Origin of the sequence: Halomonas sp. 328 (assembly GCF_015645095.1) — a bacterium.
Taxonomy (GTDB): domain Bacteria; phylum Pseudomonadota; class Gammaproteobacteria; order Pseudomonadales; family Halomonadaceae; genus Bisbaumannia.
In genome coordinates, this window is sequence record NZ_JADOTW010000001.1 from 181,002 (window position 1) to 206,451 (window position 25,450).

A 25,450-nucleotide genomic window follows, 5' to 3' on the forward strand; every position below is an offset into this window, starting at 1 on the left:
TTCGGGAGTGCTTCATTGATGAGCCTGACTGTCGCCCTACGGCGTTTGACGGTCCTGGCGCTGACCCTGGCATTCAGCGCCTCGACCCTCGCCACCCCAGAACCCACCGATGCCCAGCGTCAGGCCGCCGCCGAGGTCGCCGAATCGCTACGCTACAGTCATTATGCCGACGTGAGCCTGGGCAACCAGTGGTCCCGCCAGGCCTTCCAGCGCTTCCTCGATATCCTCGACTCCCAGCGGGCCTACCTGCTGGAGAGTGACGTGGCCGAGTTTCGCCATCTCGAGACGCGCATGGACGACGTGCTCTACGACGGCGAGCTGGAAGCCATCTATGCGCTCTATGACCGCTATCAGGAGCGCCTGGAGCAGCGCCTCGAGTGGATCCTGGCGCGCCTCGAGGCGGGTCTCGACTTCACCTTCGAGAGCGACGATCGCCTGGAGATCGACCGGGACGAGGCGCCCTGGGCGAGGAGCGAGGCGGAACTCGACGAGCTGTGGCGCAAGCGCCTCAAGAACGCCGCCCTGACCCAGCTGCTGGCCGGCCAGGACGAAGCGCAGATGCACGACAACCTGCACCAGCGTTATGAGGGGCAGCTCAATCGCCTGCGCCAGACCAACGGCGACGACGTCTTCGGCCTCTTCATGGCGGCGGTGACCAGCACCATCGACCCCCATACCGAGTACTTCTCGCCGCGCCAGGGGGAATCCTTCGATATCCAGATGCGCCTCTCCCTGGAGGGCATCGGTGCCCTGCTCCAGGCCGAGGGCGAGTACGTCAAGGTCTCCAGCCTGGTGCCCGGTGGCCCCGCCGACAAGTCCGGCCTGCTGGCCCCGGCGGATCGCATCATCGCCGTGGGTCAGGGCGATGATGACGAGGGCGAGATGGTCAATGTGGTCGGCATGCGTCTGGATGAGGTCGTGGACATGATTCGCGGCCCCAAGGGCTCGGTGGTCCGCCTCGACGTGGTGCCCGCCCAGGCGGTGGACATGACCCGCTCGCGGATCATCGAGATCACCCGCGATACCGTGGCCCTGGAGGATCAGGCCGCCAGCCGCGAGATCATCGAGCTGAGACGGGATGGCGAGCCGCATCGCATCGGCGTGATCAGGATTCCCACCTTCTACGTGGACTTCGACGCCTGGCAGGCCGGCGAGAGCAATTACCGCAGCACCACCCGCGACGTGGCTCGCCTGGTTCGGGAACTCAAGGACGAGGGGGTCGACGGCATCGTCCTGGACTTGCGCAACAACGGCGGCGGCGCCCTCCACGAGGCCAACTCCCTGATCGGCCTGTTTATCGACCGGGGGCCCACGGTGCAGGTGCGCGATGCCCGCGGGCGCATCAGCCTCTACGGCGACACCGAGAGCGGCACCCTCTATGACGGCCCTCTGGCGGTGCTGGTCAACCGCCTCTCCGCCTCCGCCTCGGAGATCTTCGCCGGCGCCATCCAGGACTATGGCCGCGGCCTGGTACTCGGCAACCGCACCTTCGGCAAAGGCACGGTGCAGACCCTCAACGACCTGAGCCACGGCCAGATCAAGCTGACCCGAGCCAAGTTCTACCGCATCTCCGGGGAGAGCACCCAGCACCGCGGCGTGGACCCCGATATCCTCTTCCCCAGCCTGATCGACCCGGAAGTGATCGGCGAGAGCAGCCTCGACAACGCCCTGGTCTGGGATCAGGTGCGTGCCGTCCAGTACCGCAACTATGGCGAGCCCTGGCGCTTTATCGAGGCGCTGCGCGCCGGCCACCAGGAGCGCATCGGCGAGCACCCCAACTTCATCTACCTGCAGAGCCAGGCGGAGCTGGCCCGGGAGCTGCGCGAGCACCAGACCAGCGTCAGCCTCAACCGGGAGCGGCGCCAGCAGGAACTGGAGGCGCAGGAGGCCCGCCAGCTGGCCCTGGAGAATGCCCGCCGCGAGGCCCTGGGCCTGGAACTACTGGAGGACTGGGTGGATGCCCGCGGCAATGACGAGGAAGACGATACCCCGGTGGATCGAGCCGAGGTGGAGGAGTCCGCCGAGATCCTCCTCGACTATGCCCTGCTGATGACCCGGGGCGGCGAGGCCCGGCTAAGCCATAACGACCGTTGACCCCCACCGCGGGCCCCGACCGGGGCCCGCGGCGTTTCTGGCCGACATAAAAAACCCGCTGCCGAGGCAGCGGGAGGTCTAGGGAAATCGTGGGCCAGCGGCCCGATGGTGTAGCGCCCTGCGACGCCATGCCTACTCTTCGGCGAGACGTGCTCTTAAGCGGCCGATGGCCTGGCTATGCAGCTGGCAGACCCGGGATTCGGTGACGCCAAGGACGGCGCCGATCTCCTTGAGGTTGAGTTCCTCTTGATAATAGAGCGCCATCAGCAGCTTCTCCCGCTCCGGCAGGGCCTCGATGCCCGCCACCAGGCGCTCGCGTCGCTCGCCGCCCAGCAGGGCCAGGAAGGGCGAGGCGCCCTCCTCCTCGGCGCTGGGCTCCTGGCCCTCCGCCACCAGTTCCTCGAAGGGCAGCAGGTGGCCGTTGTTGGTGTCCCCCAGCAGCTGGTGGTAGATGTCGAGATCGATCTCCAGGTCCTCGGCGATCTCGCGCTCCTCCGGGGGACGCCCCAACTGCTGCTCCAGGCGCCGGATACTGGCGTCCAGGGCCCGGGCATTGCGCCGCACGCTGCGCGGCAGCCAGTCGCGGCTACGCAGCTCGTCGATCATGGCGCCGCGAATTCGCTGGCTGGCGAAGGTGGTAAAAGTGGCCCCCGCCGAGGCGTCATAGCGCCCCATGGCGTCCAGCAGCCCCATCATTCCCGCCTGGATAAGATCATCCAGCTCGATGCCCGCCGGCAGCCGTACCTGCAGGGCCAGGGCCTGACGCCTTACCACCGGCAGATACTGCTCGACGAGTGCACCCTGATCGATCTTGCCCTGTGCCGTGTACATGCCTCGCCTCGAACTGGAAGGTCGTTTCACCCGGTCGACGGAGTCGACCGACCCTCTCCTATTATTGGGGTCCAGTCGCCGCGGGAAGGCGGGAATAGGCGTCGAATCCGCGGGCTATTCGCGGCAACTCATCGCCGCGTCTCAGCGATAGTCGATGATCAACTGGATACCCCCCAGACTCAGGGCCCCACGCTGCCCCTCGGGAAGCCGGCCATGGAGCCGCAGTGGGCGGTCCGCCGGTGCCCCGGCCAGCCCCTCGCTGATGCCGCGGGGCCCGGTCAGCGGCATGCAGCGCTCGGCCTGACAGAGACGCAGGGGCGGCAACGCGCCCACCGGCGACTCGAGGCGCCAGCGCACCCGAGTGATCTCGGCCCCCGACGCCACCCCGGGGGGCGCCTGGATCGGCGCCGAGACCGTATCGCGACCGACGACACTGAGCCGCAGCGGCGGTGGCTCGGCGACCCAGCTGCCGGCGGCGACGGCCTGGCCGGCGAGAAGCAGGAGGAACAGCGCCACCGGCCAGCGCCTCATGGGGTGATCACCAGCAACTCGATACCCAGCCCCTCGGCCACCCCGGCGAGGTTATCCGCCAGGCCGCGCCGCGAGCGCAGCCCCGGCACCAGCAACAACAGGCGCCGGGGCCCGGGCTGGCGGCTCAGGGCCCTCAGCAACCGATAGCCGCGACGGAAGGCCTCGGGACCCGGCGTGACCCAGAGCGCCCAGTAGCCGCTGGCGGGATGACGCGACACCGCCTCCAGGGCCACCGGTGTGACCTCCCAGTCGTCGGGCCGCCCCACCCAGCGCTGGCCCCGGCCGGCCCAGGTGGCCAGCAGCCGTCGGGCCCTGGGCGGCTCATCAGCGGCGAGCCCCAACACCCGCAGTCGACGCTGCGCCTGGAGCCGCGGCCTCGCGGCCGGCCTCCCGCCGGGAGATACCCGATCGCGGGGCTGGCCCTGGGCCGGGCTCGACGGGGGTGCTGTCACGCCCCCCTCTGCCGCGACCGGCTCCCCCCGGCCGCTCGCTGCCAGGGCTCGCTCCTCCCGGGCGATCTCGACCAGTGCCCTGGCGATCGCCGTTTCCCGGTCGTCCGCCGCCTCGCCCACGATGCCCGCCGTGACCTCCTCGGCAGGCGTCGCGGGCCGGGGCTTCGACGTCTCGGCCGCTTCGGCGAGCGCCATCTCCCTCAGCGTCCTGGCGATGGCGGTCTCCCGATCGTCCGTAGCGTCGCCCTCGACGGAGCGCCGCGCCTCATCCGTCGCCATGGCATGCGGCTCTTGGCCATCCTCGGCACCGCGTCCCTGGGCCTCGGCCCAGCGTCTCAGCCCCTGGGCCTGATCGGCGCTCATGCTCCTTGCTCCTCGATACGGCTCACCGCGACTCCTCCAGTCCCAGGGTCAGGCCACGCAGCGCCTCGCGCGCCGCCAGCAGTTGTAACAGGCCATCCAGGAGCCGACCGGCGCTGCGCGTGCGGCGCCCCCCCTGCAGGGCCAAGAGCTCGCCGCGCAGGTCCAGGGCCCAGGGCGCCTCGCTCTGCTCCAGGCCGAGGGCCAGGCCCGCCAGGCCGGCGGCCAGGGTCAGGCGCAGCTGGGGCTCCAGGGCCTCGAGCCCCGCCTCCGGCAGCTGCTGCCAGGCGCGTCGGGTCAGGCGCTCCAGGGACTCCAGGGCCAGCTGATGGCGCAGCAGCTCCAGGGCATCCCACTCCAGCCAGGCCGGCGAGAGCCAGTAGCGCTGCCCCAGCGGGCGGCCGGCATCATCCTTGAGCACCCCGAGCCAGGCCCAGAGGGCGCGATCCTCCTGGCGACGACTGCCCGCCGGCGCGGCGGCCACCGGGAGCTGGCACAATTCGAGGCTCGCCGGCCCCTGGCGATGGCGACAGGGCAGCGGCGTCAACGCTTCGCCCTGCCCGGTCAGGTCGCCCAGGGCCAGGCGCTCGCCCCGATGCCAGACCCGGGTGCTGCCCGAGGCCTGGGCCAGCCAGGGGTGGACCCGCTCGCCCAGCCAGTCCCAGGCCTCGCGGCTGGGTAACCCGGGCAGCAGGTGGGCGGCGACGCCCAGGTCGTCGGCCCAGGCCAGACGCTCTTGCTCGTCGGCGGGCTGGCGATGCTGCAGGCTGGGCAGACCCAGGCCGAGCCCCCGGTCATCCAGGCGCAGGTCGGGCTGGCGCCAGCCCTGGGCCTGGGGACGCCGCCGCGCCCAGCGCATCAGCGCCCGAGGCGAGGCCGTCTCCCGCTCCCAGAGGCGCTCCAGGGCTTCGGCCTGTCGGTCCAGGGGCAGGCCAGCCGCCTGCCAGGCCTCGGCCAGGGGCTGGAAGGTGGGCAAGGCCGCTTGCAGGCGCTGCCAGGCGGCGCCGAGGGCGCGACTCTGCCCCGCCAGGCCCCGAGACCAACCGGCCAGCCGCGGCAGCTCCGCCGCCACTCGCCCATTGCTGGGCGAGGCCTCGGCATTCTCGAGGGCCGCTTCCACCAGGGCCAGGCCATCGGCCCGGGCCATGTCTTCGGGTACCTGCTGGCCATGGCAGACGAAGTTGAGGCGCAGGCCATGGCGGATCAGCGCATCGAGCAGCGGCCCGAGCCGCGCCGCCTCGTCCTGCTTGGTGAGGATCACCTCCTCGAGGCGCGCCCCCGCCGCCTGGGCGGCGCGGCGGTAGGTGAGCACGATCTCCTCCAGGGTCTCCCCCTGGCTGGTGGCGCTGAGCATCAGCATCAGGCGCACCCGGCGCTCCCCCTCCTGGAGTCGTGCCACCTGATCCACCAGGCGCTGGTCGCGCTGGCTCATGCCGACGGTATCGATGATCACCAGGGCCTTGTCGGCCAGGCGCTCGAGCAGCCCCTCCAGGGGCGTCTCGGCGTCCAGGGCGTGTACCTCCACGCCGAGGATATCGGCGTAGATGCGCAGCTGCTCATGGGCGCCGATGCGGTAGCTGTCGGTGGTCACCAGGGCCAGCCCCTCGGGGCCATGGCGCATCACGTAACGGGCCGCCAGCTTGGCGGTGGTGGTGGTCTTGCCGACCCCGGTGGGCCCGACCAGGGCCAGCACGCCGCCCTCGGCAAACAGGCTCGCCTCGTCCTCCCGGGTGGTCAGCCGCGCCGCCAGGCTGCGCCTGAGCCAGGCCTGCACCGGCGCCGCCTCGGCCTCTTCCAGGGCCAGTTCGGTGGGCAGGCTGGCCAGCAGCTCGCTGGTCAGGGCATGGCCGAAACCGGCCCCCACCAGTTGGCGCTGCAGCCCCTGCAGGGCCCCGGGTCGCCCCTCCCGGGCCGGCGGCTCCCGGGTCAGCAGCTGGCGCATATCCTGCACCTCGCTCAGCAGCCGCTGGCTCAGGGCGATAAAGTCGGCCTCGTTGCCGGCCGACTGAGCCGGGTCGCCCTCCCCAGCGGCCGGCCTCGGGGCCGCTTGATCAGTGACCGGTCTCGGGGCCGGATCATCGGCGACCGGCTTGGGAAGCGACGCCGGGGCGGGCTCCGGGACGAGTCCGTCGTCGGGCTGATAGGCGGCCCGGGCGCGGCTTAGCGGGCGGGGTGGCGGCGTCTCGTGATTCGGCGCGGTATCGCCCAGCGAAAAGGACGTCGCATCCGCAGTCTCAGTCAGGCTGACGCCATGACGCGCCGCTAGCGCTTGCGCAGAATCAGCCGCGGAGCCCCGCGCTGCCGGACTCGACGCCGGCGTTTCGGAGAGGCTAACGCCATGACGGGCAGCCAGGGCCTGGGCGAAGCTCGCGGGGCTGCGCCCGGCGGGCAGGCTAAAGCCGGTCTCCGGCTCGGCATCCCCCGGCCACCCCGGGGATGCCGGCGGCTGCGGGGCGCGCGCCTGCTGCGCGGGCTGGCCCTCGGCGGCGTCCTGGCGGGCCGCCTCGGCCTCCGCCATGGCCAGGATCTCGATGCCCTCGTCGGTGCGTCGATTGGCCAGGATCAGGGCGTCATCGCCGAGGGCGCTGCGCACCCGGCGCATCGCCTCGCGCACATTGGCGCCCAAGAAGCGGGTCACGCTCATCCATTACCTCCCACCAGGCTGGTCACTCTCAGGGTGCGGTCATCGGGAATCTCGGCCTGGGACATCACCACCAGGTGGCGCAGGCGCCGACGCAGGAAGCGCGACAGCACCGGCCGCAGGCCGTGCTGCACCACCAGTACCGGCGGCTCGCCCTTGGCCTCCTGGCGCTCCAGGGCTTGCTCGGCCTGGGCCATCAGGGTCTCCGCCAGGCCCGGCTCCAGGGCGCCACTGCCATTCATCGCCTGCAGCAGTACCTGCTCGAGCTGGGCATCGAGGCCGATCACATGCAGCTCATCCTGACCCGGGAACCACTGCTGGGTAATGGCCCGTCCCAGGCTGACCCGCACCAGGGCGGTGAGCTCGCCCACGTCCTGCTGCTGGGGCGCGTACTCGGCCAGGGTATCGAGAATGGTGCGCAGATCGCGGATCGACACCTCCTCATCGAGCAGGTGCTGGAGCAGGCGCTGCAACACGGTGAGCGAGATCGCCTTGGGCACCACCTCTTCCACCAGCGGCTTGTGCTCCTCGCCGAGCTTGTCGAGCAGCTGCTGCACCTCGGCGCGGCCGAGCATCTCGGCGGCGTGCTGGTGCAGCAGGTGATTGAGGTGGGTGGCCACCACGGTGCCGGCATCCACCACCGTATAGCCATAGACCTGGGCATGCTCGCGCTGGCCGCCATCGATCCATACCGCCGGCAGGCCGAAGGCGGGGTCCTCGGTGGCGGTGCCGTCCAGTTGCCCGGAGACCTGGCCCGGGTCGATGGCCAGCCATTTGCCGGGGTAGGCCTCGGCGCGGCCGATCTCGACCCCCTTGAGGGTGATCACATAGGTGTTGGGGCCGAGCTCCAGGTTGTCGCGGATATGTACCACCGGCGGCAGGAAGCCCACCTCCTGGGCGAACTTCTTGCGCACGCTCTTGATGCGCCCCAGCAGCTCGCCGTCCTGGCGCTGGTCGACCAGGGGAATCAGCCGGTGCCCTACCTCGAGCCCCAGGGTATCCACCAGCTGGACATCGTCCCAGCTCGCTTCGGGGGCCTCCTGGGGCGGCGGCGGCGGGGCACTCTCCGCCTCTTGCACCAGGGCGTCCTGCTGGCGCTTGATCAGCAGCCAGGCCAGGCCGCCCAGCAGGGCGGTGAAGACCAGGAAGACGAAGTTGGGCATGCCCGGCACCAGGCCCAGCAGGCCCATCACGCAGGCGGCCAGGATCATCACCTGAGGATTGACGAACAGCTGGCTGATCATCTGCTGGCCCACGTCCTGGTCGGTGGTGACCCGGGACACGGTGACGCCGGCGGCGGTGGAGATCACCAGGGCGGGAATCTGCGCCACCAGGCCGTCGCCGATGGTCATCAGGGTATAGGTACGGGCGGCATCGCTGAAGGCCATGTCGTGCTGCAGCATGCCGATCAACAGGCCACCGATCACGTTGACCACCATGATCACCAGGCCGGCCATGGCGTCGCCGCGCACGAACTTGCTGGCGCCGTCCATGGAGCCGTAGAAGTCGGCCTCCTGGGACACCTGAGTCCGCCGCTTCTTGGCTTCCTCCTCACCGATCAGGCCGGCATTGAGGTCGGCATCGATGGCCATCTGCTTGCCGGGCATGGCGTCGAGCATGAAGCGGGCGCCCACTTCGGCGATGCGCCCGGCGCCCTTGGTGATGACCATGAAGTTGATCACCACCAGGATGGCGAAGACCACCAGGCCCACGGCGAAGTTGCCGCCGATCAGGAACTGGCCGAAGGCCTCGATCACCTTGCCGGCGGCATCGCCGCCCTGGTGCCCTTCCATCAGGATCACCCGGGTGGAGGCGACGTTGAGGGAGAGTCGCAGCAGGGTGGTAAACAGTAGCACCGCGGGGAAGGCGGCGAAATCCAGCGGCTGGCGGGTGAACATGCTGACCAGCAGCACCATCACCGCGAGCGCGATATTGAAGGTGAAGAAGAGGTCCAGGGCGAAGGGCGGCAGAGGCAGGATCAGCATCGCCATCACCAGCAGGATCAGCAAGGGCCCCGCCAGCAGCTTCATCTGCACATTGTTCGCCCAGTCATGGCGACCCAGGTAGTCGTTCAGCGCTCTCATCGAGGCTCCTCGCTTGATGGCTGCCCCGGCGGGACAGCCAGTTCATCCGGCACCGGCAGGTCGGTGGGACGCGGCGGCGCCGGCTCGCCGCTGGCATCGGCCCGCTTGAGGTTGAAGGCCCAGGCCATCACCTCCGCCACCGCGGTATACAAGGCCACCGGGATCTCCGCCTCGAGATCCACGTGGCGGTAGAGGGCCCGGGCCAGGGGCGGGGCCTCCAGGCGCGGGATGCGATGCTCGTCGCCCAGCTCGCGGATGCGCTGTGCCACCGCGTCGACCCCCTTGGCCACCACCCGGGGGGCGCCCATGCCGCCCTCCTCATAACGCAAGGCCACCGCATAGTGGCTGGGGTTGGTGACGATCACATCGGCCTGGGGCACCTCGCTCATCATGCGGCCCCGGGCCATCGCCTGCTGCTGCTGGCGAATCCGCGCCTTGACGTGGGGGTCGCCCTCCGACTCCTTGTGCTCGCGCTTGACCTCCTCCTTGGACATGCGCAGCTTCTTGGCGTGGCTCCACAGCTGGTAGGGCACGTCGATCAGGATCACCACCAGCAGGGTCAGCACGACCAGGCCGGCGCCCAGGGCCGCCAGGCTCAGGGCGCTGGCCAGGGCCTGCTGGATGGGCTGATCCATCAGCCCCAGGAACTGCCCCTTGGTGCTCCACAGGAAGGTCACCGCCACGCTGCCCACCAGCAGCGACTTGGCGATCGCCTTGAGCAGCTCCACCAGCGCCTGGACGCCGAAGATGCGCTTGAGCCCCTTGAAGAGGTTGAGCTTGCTGAGCTGAGGCTTGAGGGACTTAGCGGAGATCAGCCAGCCGCCGAGCAGGGCCGGGGCCACCAGGGCCACCACGGTGAGCAGCAGGAAGAGTGGCAGCAGTGCCAGCAGGGTGCGCTCGCCCAGGGTCCAGGCGTGGCTGAGCATCGGCATGGTCTCGAAGGCGTGGCGCCGCTCGAAGAGGAAGGCCTGCTCCATCACCAGGCCGAGCTGGCCGTAGAGCATCTCGCCCAGGGTCCAGAAACCGATCACCCCCGCCAGCAGCAGCATGAAGGTGGTGAGCTCACGGGAACGGGCGACCTGCCCCTCCTCCCGGGACTTCTCCCGGCGTCGTGGCGTCGCCTCTTCGGTCTTTTCCTGGTCGTCGCTGCTGCCCTCGGCCATGGTCCGCCCTGTCGCTCACGGGCAGCTCCACTGCCCGGGCCCCATTGTGGGCAAGGGGGGGAAGGGGCGATACGCCAAAAAGCGCGGTCAATCGTGGCCTTATCCACGACTACCGCGCTTTCCGGGGACGAGTCGAACGGCGTTAGAAGCCCAGTTCGTCGAGCAGGTCGTCCACCTGGTCCTGGCTGGTGACGATATCGGCGGCGTCCGGCTTGACCTGGGGCCCGTTGAGCAGCGACTCCTCGCGCTTCTTGGCATCGGCCTCCCACTGACCGGCGGCGCGCCGCTGCATCGCCTCGCGCTCCTCGCCATCGGGAACCGTGTCCAGCAGCACCTGCACCAGCTGGTGTTCGATCTCGCGGATCACATCCATCATCTTCTTGATGACCTGGCCGGTCAGGTCCTGGAAGTCCTGGGCCATCATGATCTCGAGGAGTTCCTTGTTGGTGGCCTGGGTCACCTCCGGCACCGCGCCCAGGTAGTGGCGCGTCTCGCGCACCAGCGCCTTGGCCTGATCCAGCTCCATGGGATTCTCGAACCACTCGGACCAGCGCTTGTCGAGGGCCTCGGCCTCGCTGCCCAGCTGGTCCTGCAGGGGCTGGGCCCGGTCGATGGCGTTCAGCGCCCGGTCCGCGGCCTGCTCGGTCATGTTGGCCACGTAGCTGAGGCGGTCCCGGGCATCGGGAATCGCCTCGGCGGCCCTTTCGATCTCCTTGTCGAGCCCCAGCTCCCGCATGCTGTCGCGCAACATGCGGGTCAGAGAACCGATGCGCTGGACCAGCTCATCGGGATTGCCCTGCTGGGCCGACCCTTGGGAAGCCTCACCGCTCATTCGCATCTCCTATGGGCATCGCGCCCCGGTGTCGATTACTTGCCCAACTTCTCGAAGATCTTGTTGAGCTTCTCTTCCAGGGTCGCCGAGGTGAACGGCTTGACCACATAGCCATTGGCGCCGGCCTGGGCGGCGGCGATGATGTTCTCCTTCTTGGCCTCGGCGGTGACCATCAGCACCGGCAGGGACTTGAGGGCCTCATCGGCGCGGATCTGCTTGAGCATCTCCAGGCCATCCATGTTGGGCATGTTCCAGTCGGAGACGACGAACTCGAAACCGCCACCGCGCAGCTTGCTCAGGGCATCCTGGCCATCCTCGGCCTCATCCACGTTGGTGAAACCCAACTCCTTGAGCAGGCTGCGCACGATGCGACGCATGGTGGGGAAGTCGTCGACCACCAAAATGCTCATATTCTTGTCGGCCATTACCATTCCTCATTACTGCTTGGCTGTCGTTCATATCGACCGGAGCACCGATCGTCAGGGAGCGCTACTTGCTTTCTCGTATCACGGCGACCGGGCCCCCGGCCGCCGGGTCAGAACTCTTCCCAGTCATCCTCGGCCAGGGCCTTCTGGCGACGCGCCGGGGGCCTGGCCGCGGCCTCGCTCGGCAGCGACCGGGGAGCACCGGAGGAGACCATGGCGCCCTCGCCGGGGGCGGCCGGCATGGCGGCCTCGTCCTGGGCCAGGCGGAACAGGGCCACCGCCCGCTCCAGCCGGGAGGCCTGCTCTTCCAGGGAGGCGGCGGCGGTGGCGGCCTGCTGCACCAGGGAGGCGTTCTGCTGGGTCACCTCGTCCATCTGGCTCACCGCCTGGCCGACCTGCTCGATGCCGTCGCTCTGCTCCTGGGAGGCCGCCGAGATCTCGTCCATGATATCGGTGACCCGTTTCACCGAGGCCACCACCTCCTGCATGGTGGCGCCGGCCTGTTCCACCAGGGTCGAGCCCTCCTGGACCTGGGCCACCGAGCCCTCGATCAGCGCCTTGATCTCCTTGGCCGCGTCCGCCGAGCGGCTGGCCAGGTTGCGCACCTCGCCGGCCACCACCGCGAAGCCGCGGCCCTGCTCGCCGGCCCGGGCCGCTTCCACCGAGGCGTTGAGCGCCAGGATATTGGTCTGGAAGGCGATCGAGTCGATCACCCCGGTGATGTCCGCCACCTTCTGGGAGCTGTCGGCGATGCCGTGCATGGTGGTCACCACCCGCTGCACTACCTCGCCGCCACGCTCGGCGGTGGAGGAGGCCTCCAGGGCCAGGCCACTGGCCTGGCGGGCGTTATCGGCGTTCTGCTTCACCGTGGCGGTGAGCTCCTCCATGCTCGAGGCGGTCTCCTCCAGGGAGGCGGCCTGCTGCTCGGTGCGCGAGGAGAGATCGGCGTTACCGGAGGCGATCTCGCGGGTGCCGCCATGGATGGCGGTGCTGCTGTCGCGTACCGTGCCCACGGTGCGGGCCAGGCCCTGCTGCATGTCGCGCATGGCGGCGAACAGCTGGCCGATCTCGTTGCGGCTGAGGACCTGGATCTGCTGGGAGAGGTCCGCCTTGGCGATGCGCTCCAGGCATTCCACTGCCTGCCCCAGGGGACGAATGACGATCCGACGCAGGCTCAGGTAGAGCAGGCCCAGCATCACCACCGTGACCAGCAGCACCAGGGCACCGATCCAGGCGAAGCGCTGAGCATCGGCGTTATAGCGTGCCATCAGGGTCTCGCTGCGCCCGAAGCCGTAGTCGACGAAGGCGGCGGAGCTTGCCGCCAGGGCCGCGCCGGGGCCCTCCAGCTCGCCGCGCAGGGCGTTGAAGCTGGGGGTATCCAGCTCGTCCAGGGCACCATGCTGCTGGCGCGCCAGCCCCAGCACGGCGGCGAAGTCCCGCTCCAGGGCCTCGGCCAGGCCCTGGCCCTGCTCGGTCTTGGGCGTGGCCCCGAACCGCTCGAAGCGCGCCTCGGCGCGATCCAGCAGCTCGCCGGCCAGGGCCAGGGTGCGGTTGGCCTCGTCCATGCGCCCCAGCATGATGCTGTTGGAGGCCCCCTCCAGGTTGACTCGGGCCGCATTGAGCAGCGACTCGGCGCGGTTGATCTCGTTGAGCTGCTCGGCGCTGATCAGGTTGAGGGTGCGCAGGGTCTGGTCGGCATTGCGATCCACCAGCACGCCCATGCCCGCCACGGCGCCGATAAAGAGTGCGAAGCAGCTCAGTACCGCCACCATGGCGGCATGAATACTGATACTGCGCATTAGTCGTGTCATCGCTAGGCCTCTCGGTTCTCGTTGCGGGAGCCTTGGCTCCCGGGACTCGTCACATCAGACCCGCTGGGCGCGTCCGGAGGCGGCCACCAGGGCCATCAGCCGCGGTGCCATCTCGTCCAGGCTCACCACCTCGGCGGCACCACCGATGGCGATCGCCTCCCGGGGCATGCCGAAGACCACGCAGCTGGCCTCGTCCTGGGCCAGGGTCACCGCCCCGGCCTGGCGCATCTCCAGCAGGCCCTGGGCGCCATCCTTGCCCATGCCGGTGAGCAGGGCACCGATGGCGTTGCGACCGGCCTGCTGGGCCGCGGAGCGGAACAGCACGTCCACCGAGGGGCGGTGACGATTGACCGGCGGCCCGCTGTCGAGGCGCGCCACATAGTTGGCGCCGCTGCGCGCCAGCAGCAGATGGGCCTCCCCCGGGGCGATGTAGGCGTGCCCCGGCAGGATGCGCTCGCCCTCCTCGGCCTCCTTGACGCGGATGCGGCACAGGCGATCGAGGCGTTCGGCGAAGGAGCGGGTGAAGCCCCCCGGCATATGCTGGGCGATCAGGATCGCCGGGGCGTTGGCCGGCAACGGCTCCAGCACCTGGCGAATCGCCTCGGTGCCGCCGGTGGAGGCACCGATGATCAGCAGCTTCTCGCTGGAGACCAGCGGCGCCTTGAGGGCCGCCGGCCGCGGTGCCGAGGCGTCGCGGCGCGCCTGCCGGGGGCGCGAGCGAGCCGCGGCACGCAGCTTCTCGGCGATCTCCTCGCCGTACTCCAGCATGTTCTGGCGGATCCCCATCTGCGGCTTGGCGACGAAATCCAGGGCCCCCAGCTCCAGGGCCCGCAGGGTGACCTCGGAGCCGGCCTGGGTCAGGGACGACACCATCAGCACCGGCATGGGGCGCAGGCGCATCAGGCGCTCGAGGAAGTCGAGGCCGTCCATGCGCGGCATCTCCACGTCCAGGGTCAGGACGTCCGGGTTGTGCTGCTTGATCAGATCCCGGGCCACCAGGGGGTTGGGGGCCACGGCCACCACTTCCATGTCGGGCTGGCGGTTGATGATCTCGGTGAGGAGTTCACGGATCAGCGCCGAATCATCGACGCACAGCACCTTGATCTTGGCTGCACTCAAGGCAGTCCTCCTTGGCTGGGGTACCCGGGGGCACCCGGCAACGTTCTTCTGTTGGTATCGGCCGATGCCATGGCGGCTTTAGCGAGGCGCCTTGATATAGACGGTCTGGCCGCGCAGGCGGAAGGCCTCGCTGATATAGGAGAAGTTCTCCGAGTGGCCGGCGAACAGCAGGCCGTCCGGCTTGAGCAGCGGGGCGAAGCGCTCGAGGATCCGCGCCTGGGTCGCCTTGTCGAAGTAGATCATCACGTTACGGCAGAAGATCGCATCGAAGGGGCCACTCACCGGCCAGCTGGGCGCGAGCAGGTTGAGTTCCTCGAAGTGGACCCGGTCGGCCAGCTCCGGACGGATCTTGGCCATCCCCGCATGGCGGCCGTTGCCGCGCAGGAAGAAGCGCTTGATGCGCGCCTCCTCCAGCTTGCGCACCTGCTCCATGGGGTAGATGCCGGCCCGGGCCCGAGCCAGGGCGTCGGTATCGATATCGGTGGCGATCACCTCTGCCTGGGTCGCTCGAGAGCCCAGGGCCTCCGCCAGGGTCATGGCGATGGAGTAGGGCTCCTCGCCGGTGGAGGCCGCCGCGCACCAGATACGAATCGCCCCCGACCGCTGACGCACATGCTCCGCCAGCAGCGGGAAGTGGTGCGCCTCGCGGAAGAAGGCGGTGAGGTTGGTGGTCAGGGCGTTGGTGAACGCCTCCCACTCCTTGGCCTGGGGCTGGCGCTCGAGGCGCGCCAGGTAGTCGCCGAAGCGGGTCAGCCCATGGTGGCGCAGGCGCTTGGCCAGGCGGCTATAGACCATCTCCCGCTTGTGCTCCGCGAGCACGATGCCGGCGCGCTGATAGATCAGTTCGCGGATCCTCGAGAAATCGGCCTCGGTCAGTTCGAGATCCTTCTCGAGGGCGCCGGCGGGCTGGCCGGCGCTCTCCCAGGACGAGATTCCGTTCAAAATGCTTCCCACTCCTCGGTAGCGGCATCCGATGTCGGCGTGACGGCGGAAGTCCGCGATGACTTGGCCTGACCGTCCTGTTGCGCCAGTCGCGCCACCCGGGCCTCGCCCGCCGCGCCACGGCGCTGCTCCCGGGCCAGGGCCGCCTTGGCGGCCTGGATCTCCTCCACGCCGCTGCCGGCCAGGCGGAAGGCGGCCACCGCATTGGCCAGTTGCAGGGCCTGGTACTCGAGGCTCGTGGCCGCCGCCGCGGACTGCTGAACCAGGGAGGCGTTCTGCTGGGTCACGTCATCCATCTGGCTGATGGCCTGGTTGATCTGATTGATCCCCGAGCTCTGCTCCTCGGAGGCCGAGGAAATCTCGCCCATGATGTCGTTGACCCGGGTCGCCGCGGCCACCACCTCCTCGATGGCCCCCTCGGCGCGCTGCACCAGGCCGGCCCCGCTGCTGATCTCCTTGGCCGAGCCGTCGATCAGCTGGCGAATCTCGCCGGCGGCATTGGAGGAGCGGCTGGCCAGGTTGCGCACCTCGCCGGCCACCACCGCGAAGCCGCGGCCCTGCTCGCCGGCCCGGGCCGCCTCCACCGAGGCGTTGAGGGCCAGGATATTGGTCTGGAAGGCGATGGAGTCGATGACATCGATGATCTCGGTCATCTTGCGGGACTGCTCGGTGATGCGCCCCATGGTCTCCACCACCTGGCTCATCAGCTCGCCGGCCTGGCCCACCTGGGTGGCGTTATCCACCGCCAGGCCGCTGGCCTGGCGGGCATTGTCGGCGTTCTGCTGCACCGTGGTGGTCATCTCCTCCATGCTCGAGGCGGTCTGCTGCAGGGAGGCGGCCTGCTGCTCGGTGCGCGAGGAGAGGTCCTCGTTGCCCTGGGCGATATCCCGTGCCGCCGGGGTCACCACGGAGACGCCGCGATTGACGTCGCCGACGATGCTGCCGAGGCTCTTGCGCATGATATCCAGGGCGCTCATCAGGCGACCGATCTCGTCGCGGCGCCGCGAGGGCATGGTGGCCCCCAGGTTGCCGGCGGCCATCTGCAGGGTGAAGGCGGTGGAGTCCTTGAGGGCACGCACCATGCTGCGCACCACCAGGGCGCCCAGCCCGACCAGCAGCACCAGGCCGAGGATCAGCATGCCCAGCTGGGCCATCATCATCTGTGCCTTGCCCGCCTCGGCCTCCTCGGCCATCGCCAGGGCGGCGACCTGCTTGTCGTCGATCAGGCCATTGACCTGCTCGGAGAGCTCGCGACCACTCGACTGCAAGGCATCACGGCGACGCTGGGCGCCGGTGAAGATCTCGAAGGCATCCTCCGAGGAGAGCACCTGCACCATCTCCTGAATGCCATCGGTCACATAGGCGTTCAGGCCCTCATCGAAGGCGTCGGCCCGGGCGTTGTGGTTGGCCTCCCGGGCGCGGAACTCGCCCCAGATGGTCTCCAGGCGTTCGGCCACCTCGCTCATGTCGGCCACCAGGCGCTGGGAGTTCTGCACCAGCTCCATCTGGTTGGTGGTCAACAGGGACTCGTAGCCGGCGGTGATCAGGCGGTCGATCTGCTGCAAGCGCGCCACGTCCTGGAGGCCGTCGCGGTTGAGCGCCTGGAGACGATCGCCGGACGCCTGCAGGCCATAGAGCCCCAGCAGGCCGCTGGTCAGCAGCAGCAGCGTGGAGATCGCCACCATGCCGCTGATACGGGCCCGCATGGAGCCCAGGTTGACCCGCTTGAGCTTGGCCAGCAGGCCGCGGCGACGCAGCCGGCCGCGGTGCAGGGTCAGGTGCTTGCCCCGCCCCTCGCGGATCTCCCGATAGGCCGCCTCGGCCTGGGCCACCTCCTCGCGGCTGGGCTTGATGCGCACCGAGGCGTAGCCCACCGTCTCGCCGTTCTCGACGATGGGAGTGACGCTGGCATGCACCCAGTAGAAGTCGCCATTCTTGCAGCGATTCTTGACCACCCCCACCCAGGTCTCGCCCTCCTGGAGGGTCTCCCAGAGGTTGGCGAAGGCCGCCTCCGGCATCTCCGGGTGGCGCACCAGGTTATGGGGCGCGCCGATCAGCTCCTCCTGGGAGAAGCCGCTGACCTCGATAAAGGCCGGGTTGGCGTAGGTGATGCGCCCCTTGAGGTCGGTGCGCGAGATCAGGAAGGTGTGCTCGTCGAGTTCGTATTCGCGACGGGTCACCGGCTGGTTATTTCGCATATCGTGGCTCCCTGCGAGGCGCCCCCGTGGGGCGCCGGGTCGTTATTTTTTATTGATTAGAAGCTTTCCCAGTCGTCGTCTTGACGGCCACTGGTCACCGGCGGCTTGGCACTCGACGAGCTAGCCGGCGTGGTGCGGGGCCGCTGCCCCAGGTCGGGCAGCCAGCGCGCCAGGTCATCGCCGGCCGCGTCGTTGACCCGGAACTGGGAGACCGCCTCGCGCAGCCGCGCGGCTTCCTCTTCCAGGGCACCCGCCGCGGAAGCGGCCTGCTGTACCAGGGCCGCGTTCTGCTGGGTCACCTGGTCCATCTGGGTCACCGCCTGGTTGACCTGGAGGATGCCATGGCTCTGCTCCTGGGAGGCGGAGGCGATCTCGTCCATGATGTCGCTGACCTTCTGCACCGCCTGGACGATCTCGCCCATGGTCTGGCCGGCGCGATCCACCAGGGAGGAGCCGGCATCCACCTTGGCCACCGAGGCATCGATCAGCTCGCGAATCTGACGGGCCGCCTCGCCGCTGCGGCTGGCCAGGTTGCGCACCTCGCCGGCCACCACCGCGAAACCACGCCCCTGCTCGCCGGCCCGGGCCGCCTCCACCGAGGCGTTGAGCGCCAGGATATTGGTCTGGAAGGCGATGGAGTCGATCAGGCCGATGATCTCGGTGACCTGCCGCGAGCTGTCGCTGATCTCGCGCATGGTCTCCACCACCTGGCCCACCACCTCGCCGCCATGACCGGCGGTCTGGGAGGCCTCCACGGCCAGGCGGCTGGCCTGGCGGGCATTGTCGGCGTTCTGCTCCACGGTGGAGGTGAGCTCTTCCATGCTCGAGGCGGTCTCCGCCAGGGAGGCGGCCTGCTCCTCGGTGCGTGCCGAGAGGTCCTGGTTGCCGCTGGCGATCTCCTGGGTGCCGCCGTAGATCGACTGGCTGCCCTGGCGCACGCGACTCACGGTGCGCGACAACCCGGCCTGCATCTGCCCCAGGGCGCCGTAGAGGCGACCGATTTCGTTATTGCCGCGGGACTCGATCGCCTCGGAGAGGTCCCCCTCGGCGATGCGCTCGCAGTGGTCGACCACCCGACCCAGGGGACGAATCACGTTGACGGTGACGCCCCACAGCACCACCACCACGGTGGCGGCGGCGATCAGCAGCACCAGGATGATCGCCAGCTTGACCGCATTGGCCACGCTGAAGAAGCTCTCGTAGCGCTGGGTGCCCTCCGCCTCCACGGTGTGGAAGAAATTCACCGCATCGGCATAGAACTGGGCGTTCAGCCGTTCGGCCTCGCCGCGCAGGGCCTGAAAGCGCTCGACATTGCCCTCCGCCAAGGCCCGCTGCTGCGGGTAGAGCGCCCGGTCGAAGAGCGTCCGAACGCTTTCGGCGATGGGCGGAATCAGCGCCTCGTTGTCCGGCTGGGCGGGCAGCGCCACGAACTCCGCGAAGACTTGCTCGGCGCTCTCCAGGCGCTCGCCCAGGGCGGCAGCCGCCTGACGCGCCTGGCGACGCTCGCCATCGCTGTCGGCATCGAGAATTTGTGCGTGCACGTTTTCCATGGCGATGCGGGTGGACATCATCATGGAGTTGGCGCGGTTGAGGGTGGATTGCTGATCCACGTTGACGGCGCTGAACGCCGCCAGCTCCCGCTGGCTGTGGTTGACGGCATAGAGGCCCAGGCCGCTGAGCAGCAGCAGCAGGGCACTGAAGGTGGCCAGCACCAGGGTCCAGCTGACCCTGACGGTCATATTATCGAGAAGCTTCACGACTACCCCTTGCGTTAGCGGATTCCCGCTCGGGCGGGAATGAATTGAGCGTGGGCCGCGGCGTGCCGCGGCCGAGTCAGGGTCGTTGTTGTCGGGCGCTCTGCGGCGCCTTGGTGGCCTGCCCTGGCCCGCTCCCCCCTTACTCCTTGACGCTCTCCACCAGCGCCATTTCCTCGCTGGTCAGCAGCTTGTCGATATCCACCAGCACCAGCATGCGGTCCTCCAGGCTGCCCAGGCCGCTCAGGAAGTCGGCGGAGAGGGTCACGCCGAACTCCGGGGCCGGCTTGATCTGCTCCGGGGTCAGGGTCATGACGTCGGAGACGCCATCCACCACGATGCCCACCACCCGCTGGCCGACATTGACCACGATCACCACCGTCTGGCCGCCATACTCCACCTTGTCCAGGTGGAACTTGATGCGCAGGTCGACGATGGGCACGATCACCCCGCGCAGGTTGGTGACTCCCTTGATGAAGTCGGGGGCATTGGCGATGCGGGTGACGTTCTCGTAGCCACGGATCTCCTGCACCTTGAGGATATCGATGGCGTACTCCTCCTCTCCCAGGGAGAAGACCAGGAATTCACGGCTATCGGCGTCCACGGCGGCCACGTTGGCCACGTTCATCTCGCTCATGAGGGTTCGACCTCCTTCTCGGGCTGGGGCAGATAGGGGCTCGGCGCTTGCCGACGTTGATCATGGGCGGCCTGCTGCTTGCCCTGGCTGAGGCGATGCAGGCCGGCGATATCGAGAATCAGGGCGACGCTGCCGTCGCCGAGGATGGTGGCGGCGGAGACGCCGGGCACCTTGCGGTAGTTGGTCTCCAGGTTCTTGACCACCACCTGCTGCTGACCCAGCAGGTCGTCCACCAGCAGGGCGTAGCGGCGCCCCTCGCCCTGGACGATCACCGCGATGCACTGGGTCGGCTCGGTGCAGGCGCCGGTGACGTCCAGGGCCTGATGCACCGCCACCACCGGCAGGTATTCGTCGCGCACCTTGAGCACCACGTCATCGCCGGCCATGGCGTAGAGATCCTCCTGGCGCGGCTGCAGCGACTCCAGCACCGCCGACAGCGGCAGGATAAAGACCTCCTCGCCGACCTTGATCGACATGCCGTCGAGGATCGCCAGGGTCAGCGGCAGCACGATGCGGGTGGTGGTGCCCTGCCCCGGCCGCGAGAGGATCTCCACGTGGCCGCCCATCTCCTGGATGTTGCGCTTGACCACGTCCATGCCGACGCCGCGGCCGGAGACGTCGCTGACCTCCTTGGCGGTGGAGAAACCCGGGGCGAAGATCAGCTGCCACACCTCGTCGTCGCTCATGGCATCGGAGACCGCGAGGCCGTTCTCGCGGGCCTTGGCCAGCAGCTTGTCGCGGTTGAGGCCGGCGCCGTCGTCGATCACCTCGATCAGGATATTGCCGCCCTGGTGCTGGGCGGAGAGGGTCAGGCGGCCGGTCGCCGGCTTGCCGGCGGCCTCGCGAGCCTCGGGAGACTCGATGCCGTGATCGAGGCTGTTGCGCACCAGGTGGGTCAGGGGATCGATGATGCGCTCGGTGAGGCTCTTGTCGAGCTCGGTGGACTCGCCCTCGGTGACCAGTTCCACGTCCTTGTCGAGCTTCTTGGCCAGGTCGCGCACCAGCCGCGGGAAGCGGCTGAACACATAGTCCATGGGCACCATGCGGATCGACATTACCGATTCCTGGAGGTCCCGGGCGTTACGCTGCAAGAGGCTCATGCCGTTGACCAGGGCGCCGTTGGAGACGTTATCCAGTTCGCTGACGGTCTGGTCGAGCATCGACTGGGTGATGATCAGCTCGCCCACCAGGTTGATGATCTGATCCACCTTGTTGACCGGCACGCGGATCGAGGTGGATTCACCGCCCTTGGCGGCGGACTTGGCCGGCGCCGCGGGTTTGGGCTTGGCGGCCGGCGCGGCCGGGCTCGCCGGCTGTGACGCCTCTGCCGCGGCCTCTGCTTGAGGGGCGGCGGCCTCTGCTTGAGGGGCGGCGGCCTCTGCTTGAGGGGCTGCGGCCTCTGCTTGAGGGACTGTGGCCGGTACCGGCTCGGGCTGGCTGGCGGAGGCGTCCACCTCGCGGATCTCCAGCTGCTCCGGCTCGACGATAAAGCACATCACCGCCTCGATCTCGTCACGACCGCTGGCGGTGGCCAGGCTCACCTCATAACGCTGGCCATCGCCGTCCTGGCCCTTGATCTCGCCCAGGTGCCCCAACTCCTCGATCAGCAGCTCGCGATCCTTGTCACCGACCCCGAGCAGGGCCACCACCAGGTTGGCACCCTCGGCGGCGGCCAGCGGTGCCGACTCGGCCTCGGGCGAGGCCTCAGGCTCGGGCGCTGCCTCGGGGGCCGGCGTCGCGGCCCCGGCGGCCGGTGCCCCGCCGTCCAGGTCCTGACCCATCTCGTCCAGGGCGATCTGCTGCAGCACCTTGCAGATGCGCGCGAAGGCCTCCGGATCGGGCTCGGCGCCCTGACGGTAGGCGTCCAGCTGATCGTTCAACATATCCTTGGTTTCCAGAAAGGTATCGACGATATCGCGACGCAGGGTCAGCTCACCACGCCGGGTATGATCGAGCAGGTTCTCGAACAGGTGGGTGGTCTGCTGGAGCACATCGAAGCCGAAGGTGCCCGCCCCGCCCTTGATGGAGTGAGCCGCCCGGAAGATGGCATTGAGCTGCTCGGGGTCGGGCGCCTCGAGATCCAGCTCGAGGAGGTGGCGCTCCATGTCCGCCAGCAGCTCCTCCGCCTCTTCGAAGAACGTTTCGTAGAAATCACTGAAATCCATGCTAGTCCCCGCCTTGTGATTCGACTGTCAGGTGACGCTCAGGGCGCATCGCCCGACGCCCTCGCCGCCTCGCCGCCTTCGGCCACCCGGCCCTGGGTGAGGATCTGCTCGGCGCTCCATTCGTCCAGCACCACCAGGCTGATGCGCCGATTGACCGCATCCACCGGCTCGGTGCCCTCCATGGGCACCCGGTCCGCCAGCCCGGCGACCCGCAACAGGCGATCCGCTTCGAGGCCGCCGGCCACCAGCTCGCGACGGGAGGCATTGGCCCGGTCACTGGAGAGCTCCCAGTTGCTGTAGCCGCGGTAGCCGCCGGCATAGGGCACGCTGTCGGTATGGCCGCTGATGCTCAGGCGATTGGGCAATTCGTTGAGCAGCGGCGCGATGGTGCGCAGCAGCTCGCGCATATAGGGAGCGACCCGGTCGCTGCCCAGCTCGAACATGGGGCGCCGCTCGGAATCCACCAGCTGGATGCGCAGCCCCTCCTGGGTCAGGTCCAGGTGCATCTGGTCGCGCAACGGGCGCAGTTCCGGGTGGGCCTGGATGGCCGCCTCGATGCGCCGCTGCAGCTCGCGCAGGCGGCGTCGCTCCTCGGCCCGCCCCCGATCACGCAGGCGCTGCTCCTCCACGGCGCTGCGGCTCTGATCGCGCAGCTCGATGCGCGCCCGCTCGCCCTCGGCGTGGGCCGGGTCGGGGCCGCCGCCGGGGATGGCGCTGTCGCTGGCGGTGGTGCGGTCGCCACCGGCGATGGCCGTCGCCAGCGGCGTGCGGAAATACTCGGCCACCGCCTCGAGCTCCTCGCGACTCGCCGAGGAGAGGATCCATAGCACCAGGAAGAGCGCCATCATGGCGGTCATGAAGTCGGCCAGGGCGATCTTCCAGGCACCGCCATGGTGGTTATGCACCACCTTCTTGCGGCGAATGACGATGGGGCGGCGCTGCTCGCTCATGCGCCACCCTTGGCCGCGCGCACATGCTCCTCCAGCTCGGTAAAGCTGGGCCGCTCGGCGCTATGCAGCGCCTTGCGACCGAACTCCACCGCCACCTGGGGCGCACAGCCATTGAGGCTGGCCAGCAGGGTCACCCGCACGCACTGCAGCATCTTCACCCCCTCGGCCACCTGGCGCTCGATGCGGTGGGAGAGCGGATTGACGAAACCGTAGGCCAACAGGATGCCGAGGAAGGTGCCTACCAGGGCGTGGGCGATCATGTAGCCCATCTCGTCGGGCCCGGCATCGGCGGTGCTCAGGGCCTTCACTACCCCCATCACCGCCGCCACGATACCGAAGGCAGGGAGCGCGTCCCCCACCTTGCCCAGGGCATCAGCGGGAATGCCCGCCTCATGTTCGAAGGCCTCGATCTCGTGGAGCATCAGTTCATCCAGCTCCATGGGATCCATGCTGCCGCTGACCATGAGCCGCAGGTAGTCGGTGAGGAACCCCATGATCAGGGAGTCGTTGAGGATCCGCGGGTGCTCGTTGAACAGGGCACTCTCCTGGGGATTGTCGATATCCCGCTCGATGCCCAGCATCCCTTCGCGGCGCATCTTGGCCAGCAGCTTGTACTGCAGGGCCATCAGTTCCATGTAGGCCTCCTTGTCATAGCGCGTGGTGCGCTTGAGCTTGGAGGTGGTACGCAGGGTCGCCATGATCGCCTTGCCGTTGTTGGCGGCGATAAAGGCCCCCACCGCGGCGCCACAGATCATCAGGATCTCGGTGGGCTGGTAGAGGGGGCCCAGGTTGCCGCCGGCCAGCACGAAGCCGCCGAAGACGGAGAAAGTCACGATCAGGAATCCAATGGGTATCAGCACGGCCAGGGTCCTTCGCTACAGCATGGATGGCATCATTCGGGTTATCGGCATCCCCGCGAGCGACTTGAGGCGAGCCACGAAAAAATCTCGTCATCGCCGATACGTCGGCAACCCATCAATCGCCTGCTGAAGCAGGCTCCTACAATTCCAGTGATCATCCAATCCATTGTGGGCGCTGGCTTTAGCCGCGGTCCGACGTATCGACGGTCCGACGCGTCGGCAATTTGCCCAATCCCACCACCCCAGCGGCCTCGCCAAAATGCAGAAGGCCCCGCCACCGGCGCACCGGGGCGGGGCCTCGAGAGGCCAGGCAATACGGCCTAACGGGCGACCAGGCGGGCCACCGCGGATGACCCCTCATCCGGAGGCGCCTGGCGCTTGCTCTTGCGGGTCTTGCCGGCCCGGGAAGGAGGCTGGCAGATGCCGCACACATAGCCCTGCCCCGGGGTATGGGCATGGGTCACGAAATGGCCGCCGCAGCAGGTGCACTCGGTGAGTTCGAGCATCTCGCTCTCGAAGAAGCGCACCAGGGTCCAGGCCCGGGTCAGCCCCAGCACCGGCTCGCCGCCATCGAAGGCCACCTGCTCCAGGTAGAGGCGAAAGGCCTTGACGAAGCCCTCCATGCGGGCACAGCCATGTTCCTCGGTAAGCCGCAGGTAGAAGTTGTAGAACAGCGACGAATGGATGTTCGGCAGCCAGGTGATAAACCAGTCGGTGGAGAACGGCAGCATCCCCTTGGGGGGCGACATGCCGCGCACCTCCTTGTAGAGCTTGACGAGACGGCTGCGACTCAGCTCGGTCTCGGTCTCCAATACCTGCAGCCGGGCGCCCAGCTCGATCAGCTCGATGGCGAGCTGCACCTGGTGCATCTCCTTGACCAGACTCTTGTCAGTCACGGCTCACCTCCTCGCATCGATGGAGGCGGCGGCGCCCCCGATGGCGGACATCAGCAGGGCCGCATGGGAGGAGCCCAGCCCCTGATCGCGGGGGTTGCTGGTGAGCTGCTCCAGTTGGGTGGCATCGTCGAAATTGAGGCGGCAGAGCAGCTGATTGGTGCGCGAGAGACGCGATAGCTGCCTGGTGGAAAGGGAGAGGATCAGATCCGCCATGGCGTCGTCCATCTTGAGACGGAACATGGCCGTGGCGCGGTCCTCGCTGAGTAGCCGCTGCACCAGCAGCAGATACGACAGATTCAGATCCTGGATGTCATCCAGAACACTATCCATTTGCATTGTGGCAGATTCCCTACGTACCCAAGTGTTCCGAGGTCGCTTCGATGAGCCCCGATTCTTATGGCCAACCGCTATGCTTGTGCTTGTGGCGATTAGCATGCCTTTGATTAGGCATTGTCGTACGTCGTTGTAGGTTTTTTCTGACAGGATTTCAAGCCGGGCCGGCCAACGCTCACCTTCCCTCGCCTGGCGGCACCGCCCTGAGCGGCGGCTAGAACTTTGCAAAAACAAGCTATTGGCGACGGCAATTGGCGACACCCGATGGCGGGCGGTATACAAAAAACTACATAAACCCGCCTTATTCACGAAGGTACCGAATCGCGCGTTATGACCCCATGGCTTGTCGGCTGCGCTTGCCACCAGCAGCGG

The 25,450-nt window shown here is 68.4% G+C and carries 20 protein-coding genes; 1 reads left to right on the top strand and 19 read right to left on the bottom strand.

What is annotated here, in order from left to right:
- Positions 1-18: 18 nt before the first annotated feature.
- Positions 19-2,094 (top strand): carboxy terminal-processing peptidase, encoded by a 2,076-nt coding sequence (locus IHD13_RS00795; RefSeq protein WP_195859122.1) that lies wholly within the window; start codon positions 19-21, stop codon positions 2,092-2,094.
- 132 nt (positions 2,095-2,226) lie between these two features.
- On the opposite strand, the gene IHD13_RS00800 is transcribed toward IHD13_RS00795, so the two are convergent.
- The 19 genes from IHD13_RS00800 to flhD form a co-directional block, all read right to left on the bottom strand.
- Positions 2,227-2,925 carry an RNA polymerase sigma factor FliA gene (locus tag IHD13_RS00800; RefSeq protein WP_195859123.1) on the bottom strand — a complete coding sequence of 233 codons (699 nt, stop codon included), beginning with the start codon at positions 2,923-2,925 and terminating at the stop codon, positions 2,227-2,229.
- A 141-nt stretch (positions 2,926-3,066) separates the two neighbouring features.
- Positions 3,067-3,456 (bottom strand): flagellar protein FlhE, encoded by a 390-nt coding sequence (locus tag IHD13_RS00805; RefSeq protein ID WP_195859124.1) that lies wholly within the window; start codon positions 3,454-3,456, stop codon positions 3,067-3,069.
- Positions 3,453-4,271, bottom strand: coding sequence for a hypothetical protein (locus IHD13_RS00810; RefSeq protein WP_195859125.1), 819 nt, complete (start codon positions 4,269-4,271; stop codon positions 3,453-3,455). The genes IHD13_RS00805 and IHD13_RS00810 overlap by 4 nt, the downstream gene beginning before the upstream one ends.
- Positions 4,272-4,293: 22 nt before the next feature.
- On the bottom strand, positions 4,294-6,912 hold the full coding sequence (gene flhF / locus IHD13_RS18375) for a flagellar biosynthesis protein FlhF (RefSeq protein ID WP_195859126.1): 2,619 nt from the start codon (positions 6,910-6,912) through the stop codon (positions 4,294-4,296).
- Positions 6,909-8,993, bottom strand: a complete 2,085-nt coding sequence (gene flhA / locus IHD13_RS00820) for a flagellar biosynthesis protein FlhA (protein ID WP_195859127.1) — start codon at positions 8,991-8,993, stop codon at positions 6,909-6,911. The genes flhF and flhA overlap by 4 nt, the downstream gene beginning before the upstream one ends.
- Positions 8,990-10,156 carry a flagellar biosynthesis protein FlhB gene (gene flhB, locus IHD13_RS00825; RefSeq protein WP_195859128.1) on the bottom strand — a complete coding sequence of 389 codons (1,167 nt, stop codon included), beginning with the start codon at positions 10,154-10,156 and terminating at the stop codon, positions 8,990-8,992. The genes flhA and flhB overlap by 4 nt, the downstream gene beginning before the upstream one ends.
- 142 nt (positions 10,157-10,298) lie before the next feature.
- Positions 10,299-10,988 carry a protein phosphatase CheZ gene (gene cheZ, locus IHD13_RS00830; protein WP_195859129.1) on the bottom strand — a complete coding sequence of 230 codons (690 nt, stop codon included), beginning with the start codon at positions 10,986-10,988 and terminating at the stop codon, positions 10,299-10,301.
- Positions 10,989-11,023: 35 nt separating this feature from the next.
- Positions 11,024-11,413: a chemotaxis response regulator CheY gene (cheY, locus tag IHD13_RS00835; RefSeq protein ID WP_195859130.1), complete on the bottom strand. Its 390-nt coding sequence runs from the start codon at positions 11,411-11,413 to the stop codon at positions 11,024-11,026.
- Positions 11,414-11,523: 110 nt separating this feature from the next.
- Positions 11,524-13,212, bottom strand: coding sequence for a methyl-accepting chemotaxis protein (locus tag IHD13_RS00840; RefSeq protein WP_442786555.1), 1,689 nt, complete (start codon positions 13,210-13,212; stop codon positions 11,524-11,526).
- Between the two features lie 66 nt (positions 13,213-13,278).
- The gene (locus tag IHD13_RS00845) at positions 13,279-14,343 is read right to left on the bottom strand and encodes a protein-glutamate methylesterase/protein-glutamine glutaminase (RefSeq protein WP_195859132.1); all 1,065 of its coding nucleotides are present in this window, start codon (positions 14,341-14,343) and stop codon (positions 13,279-13,281) included.
- A 78-nt stretch (positions 14,344-14,421) separates the two neighbouring features.
- Complete coding sequence (cheR, locus tag IHD13_RS00850) at positions 14,422-15,285, bottom strand: protein-glutamate O-methyltransferase CheR (RefSeq protein WP_230086033.1); 864 nt, start codon at positions 15,283-15,285, stop codon at positions 14,422-14,424.
- Positions 15,282-17,483, bottom strand: coding sequence for a methyl-accepting chemotaxis protein (locus IHD13_RS00855; RefSeq protein ID WP_195859133.1), 2,202 nt, complete (start codon positions 17,481-17,483; stop codon positions 15,282-15,284). The genes cheR and IHD13_RS00855 overlap by 4 nt, the downstream gene beginning before the upstream one ends.
- A gap of 56 nt (positions 17,484-17,539) precedes the next feature.
- On the bottom strand, positions 17,540-19,240 hold the full coding sequence (locus IHD13_RS18525) for a methyl-accepting chemotaxis protein (protein WP_326838292.1): 1,701 nt from the start codon (positions 19,238-19,240) through the stop codon (positions 17,540-17,542).
- Positions 19,241-19,379: 139 nt separating this feature from the next.
- Positions 19,380-19,874 carry a chemotaxis protein CheW gene (gene cheW, locus IHD13_RS00865; RefSeq protein ID WP_195859134.1) on the bottom strand — a complete coding sequence of 165 codons (495 nt, stop codon included), beginning with the start codon at positions 19,872-19,874 and terminating at the stop codon, positions 19,380-19,382.
- Positions 19,871-22,039, bottom strand: a complete 2,169-nt coding sequence (cheA, locus tag IHD13_RS00870; protein ID WP_195859135.1) for a chemotaxis protein CheA — start codon at positions 22,037-22,039, stop codon at positions 19,871-19,873. Before cheA ends, cheW begins: the two co-directional genes overlap by 4 nt.
- Positions 22,040-22,077: 38 nt before the next feature.
- Complete coding sequence (gene motB, locus IHD13_RS00875; RefSeq protein ID WP_195859136.1) at positions 22,078-22,989, bottom strand: flagellar motor protein MotB; 912 nt, start codon at positions 22,987-22,989, stop codon at positions 22,078-22,080.
- Complete coding sequence (gene motA, locus IHD13_RS00880; RefSeq protein WP_195859137.1) at positions 22,986-23,849, bottom strand: flagellar motor stator protein MotA; 864 nt, start codon at positions 23,847-23,849, stop codon at positions 22,986-22,988. The genes motB and motA overlap by 4 nt, the downstream gene beginning before the upstream one ends.
- Before the next feature lie 320 nt (positions 23,850-24,169).
- On the bottom strand, positions 24,170-24,745 hold the full coding sequence (gene flhC / locus IHD13_RS00885) for a flagellar transcriptional regulator FlhC (protein ID WP_195859138.1): 576 nt from the start codon (positions 24,743-24,745) through the stop codon (positions 24,170-24,172).
- Between the two features lie 3 nt (positions 24,746-24,748).
- Positions 24,749-25,081 carry a flagellar transcriptional regulator FlhD gene (gene flhD / locus IHD13_RS00890; protein WP_195859139.1) on the bottom strand — a complete coding sequence of 111 codons (333 nt, stop codon included), beginning with the start codon at positions 25,079-25,081 and terminating at the stop codon, positions 24,749-24,751.
- Positions 25,082-25,450: the final 369 nt, after the last annotated feature.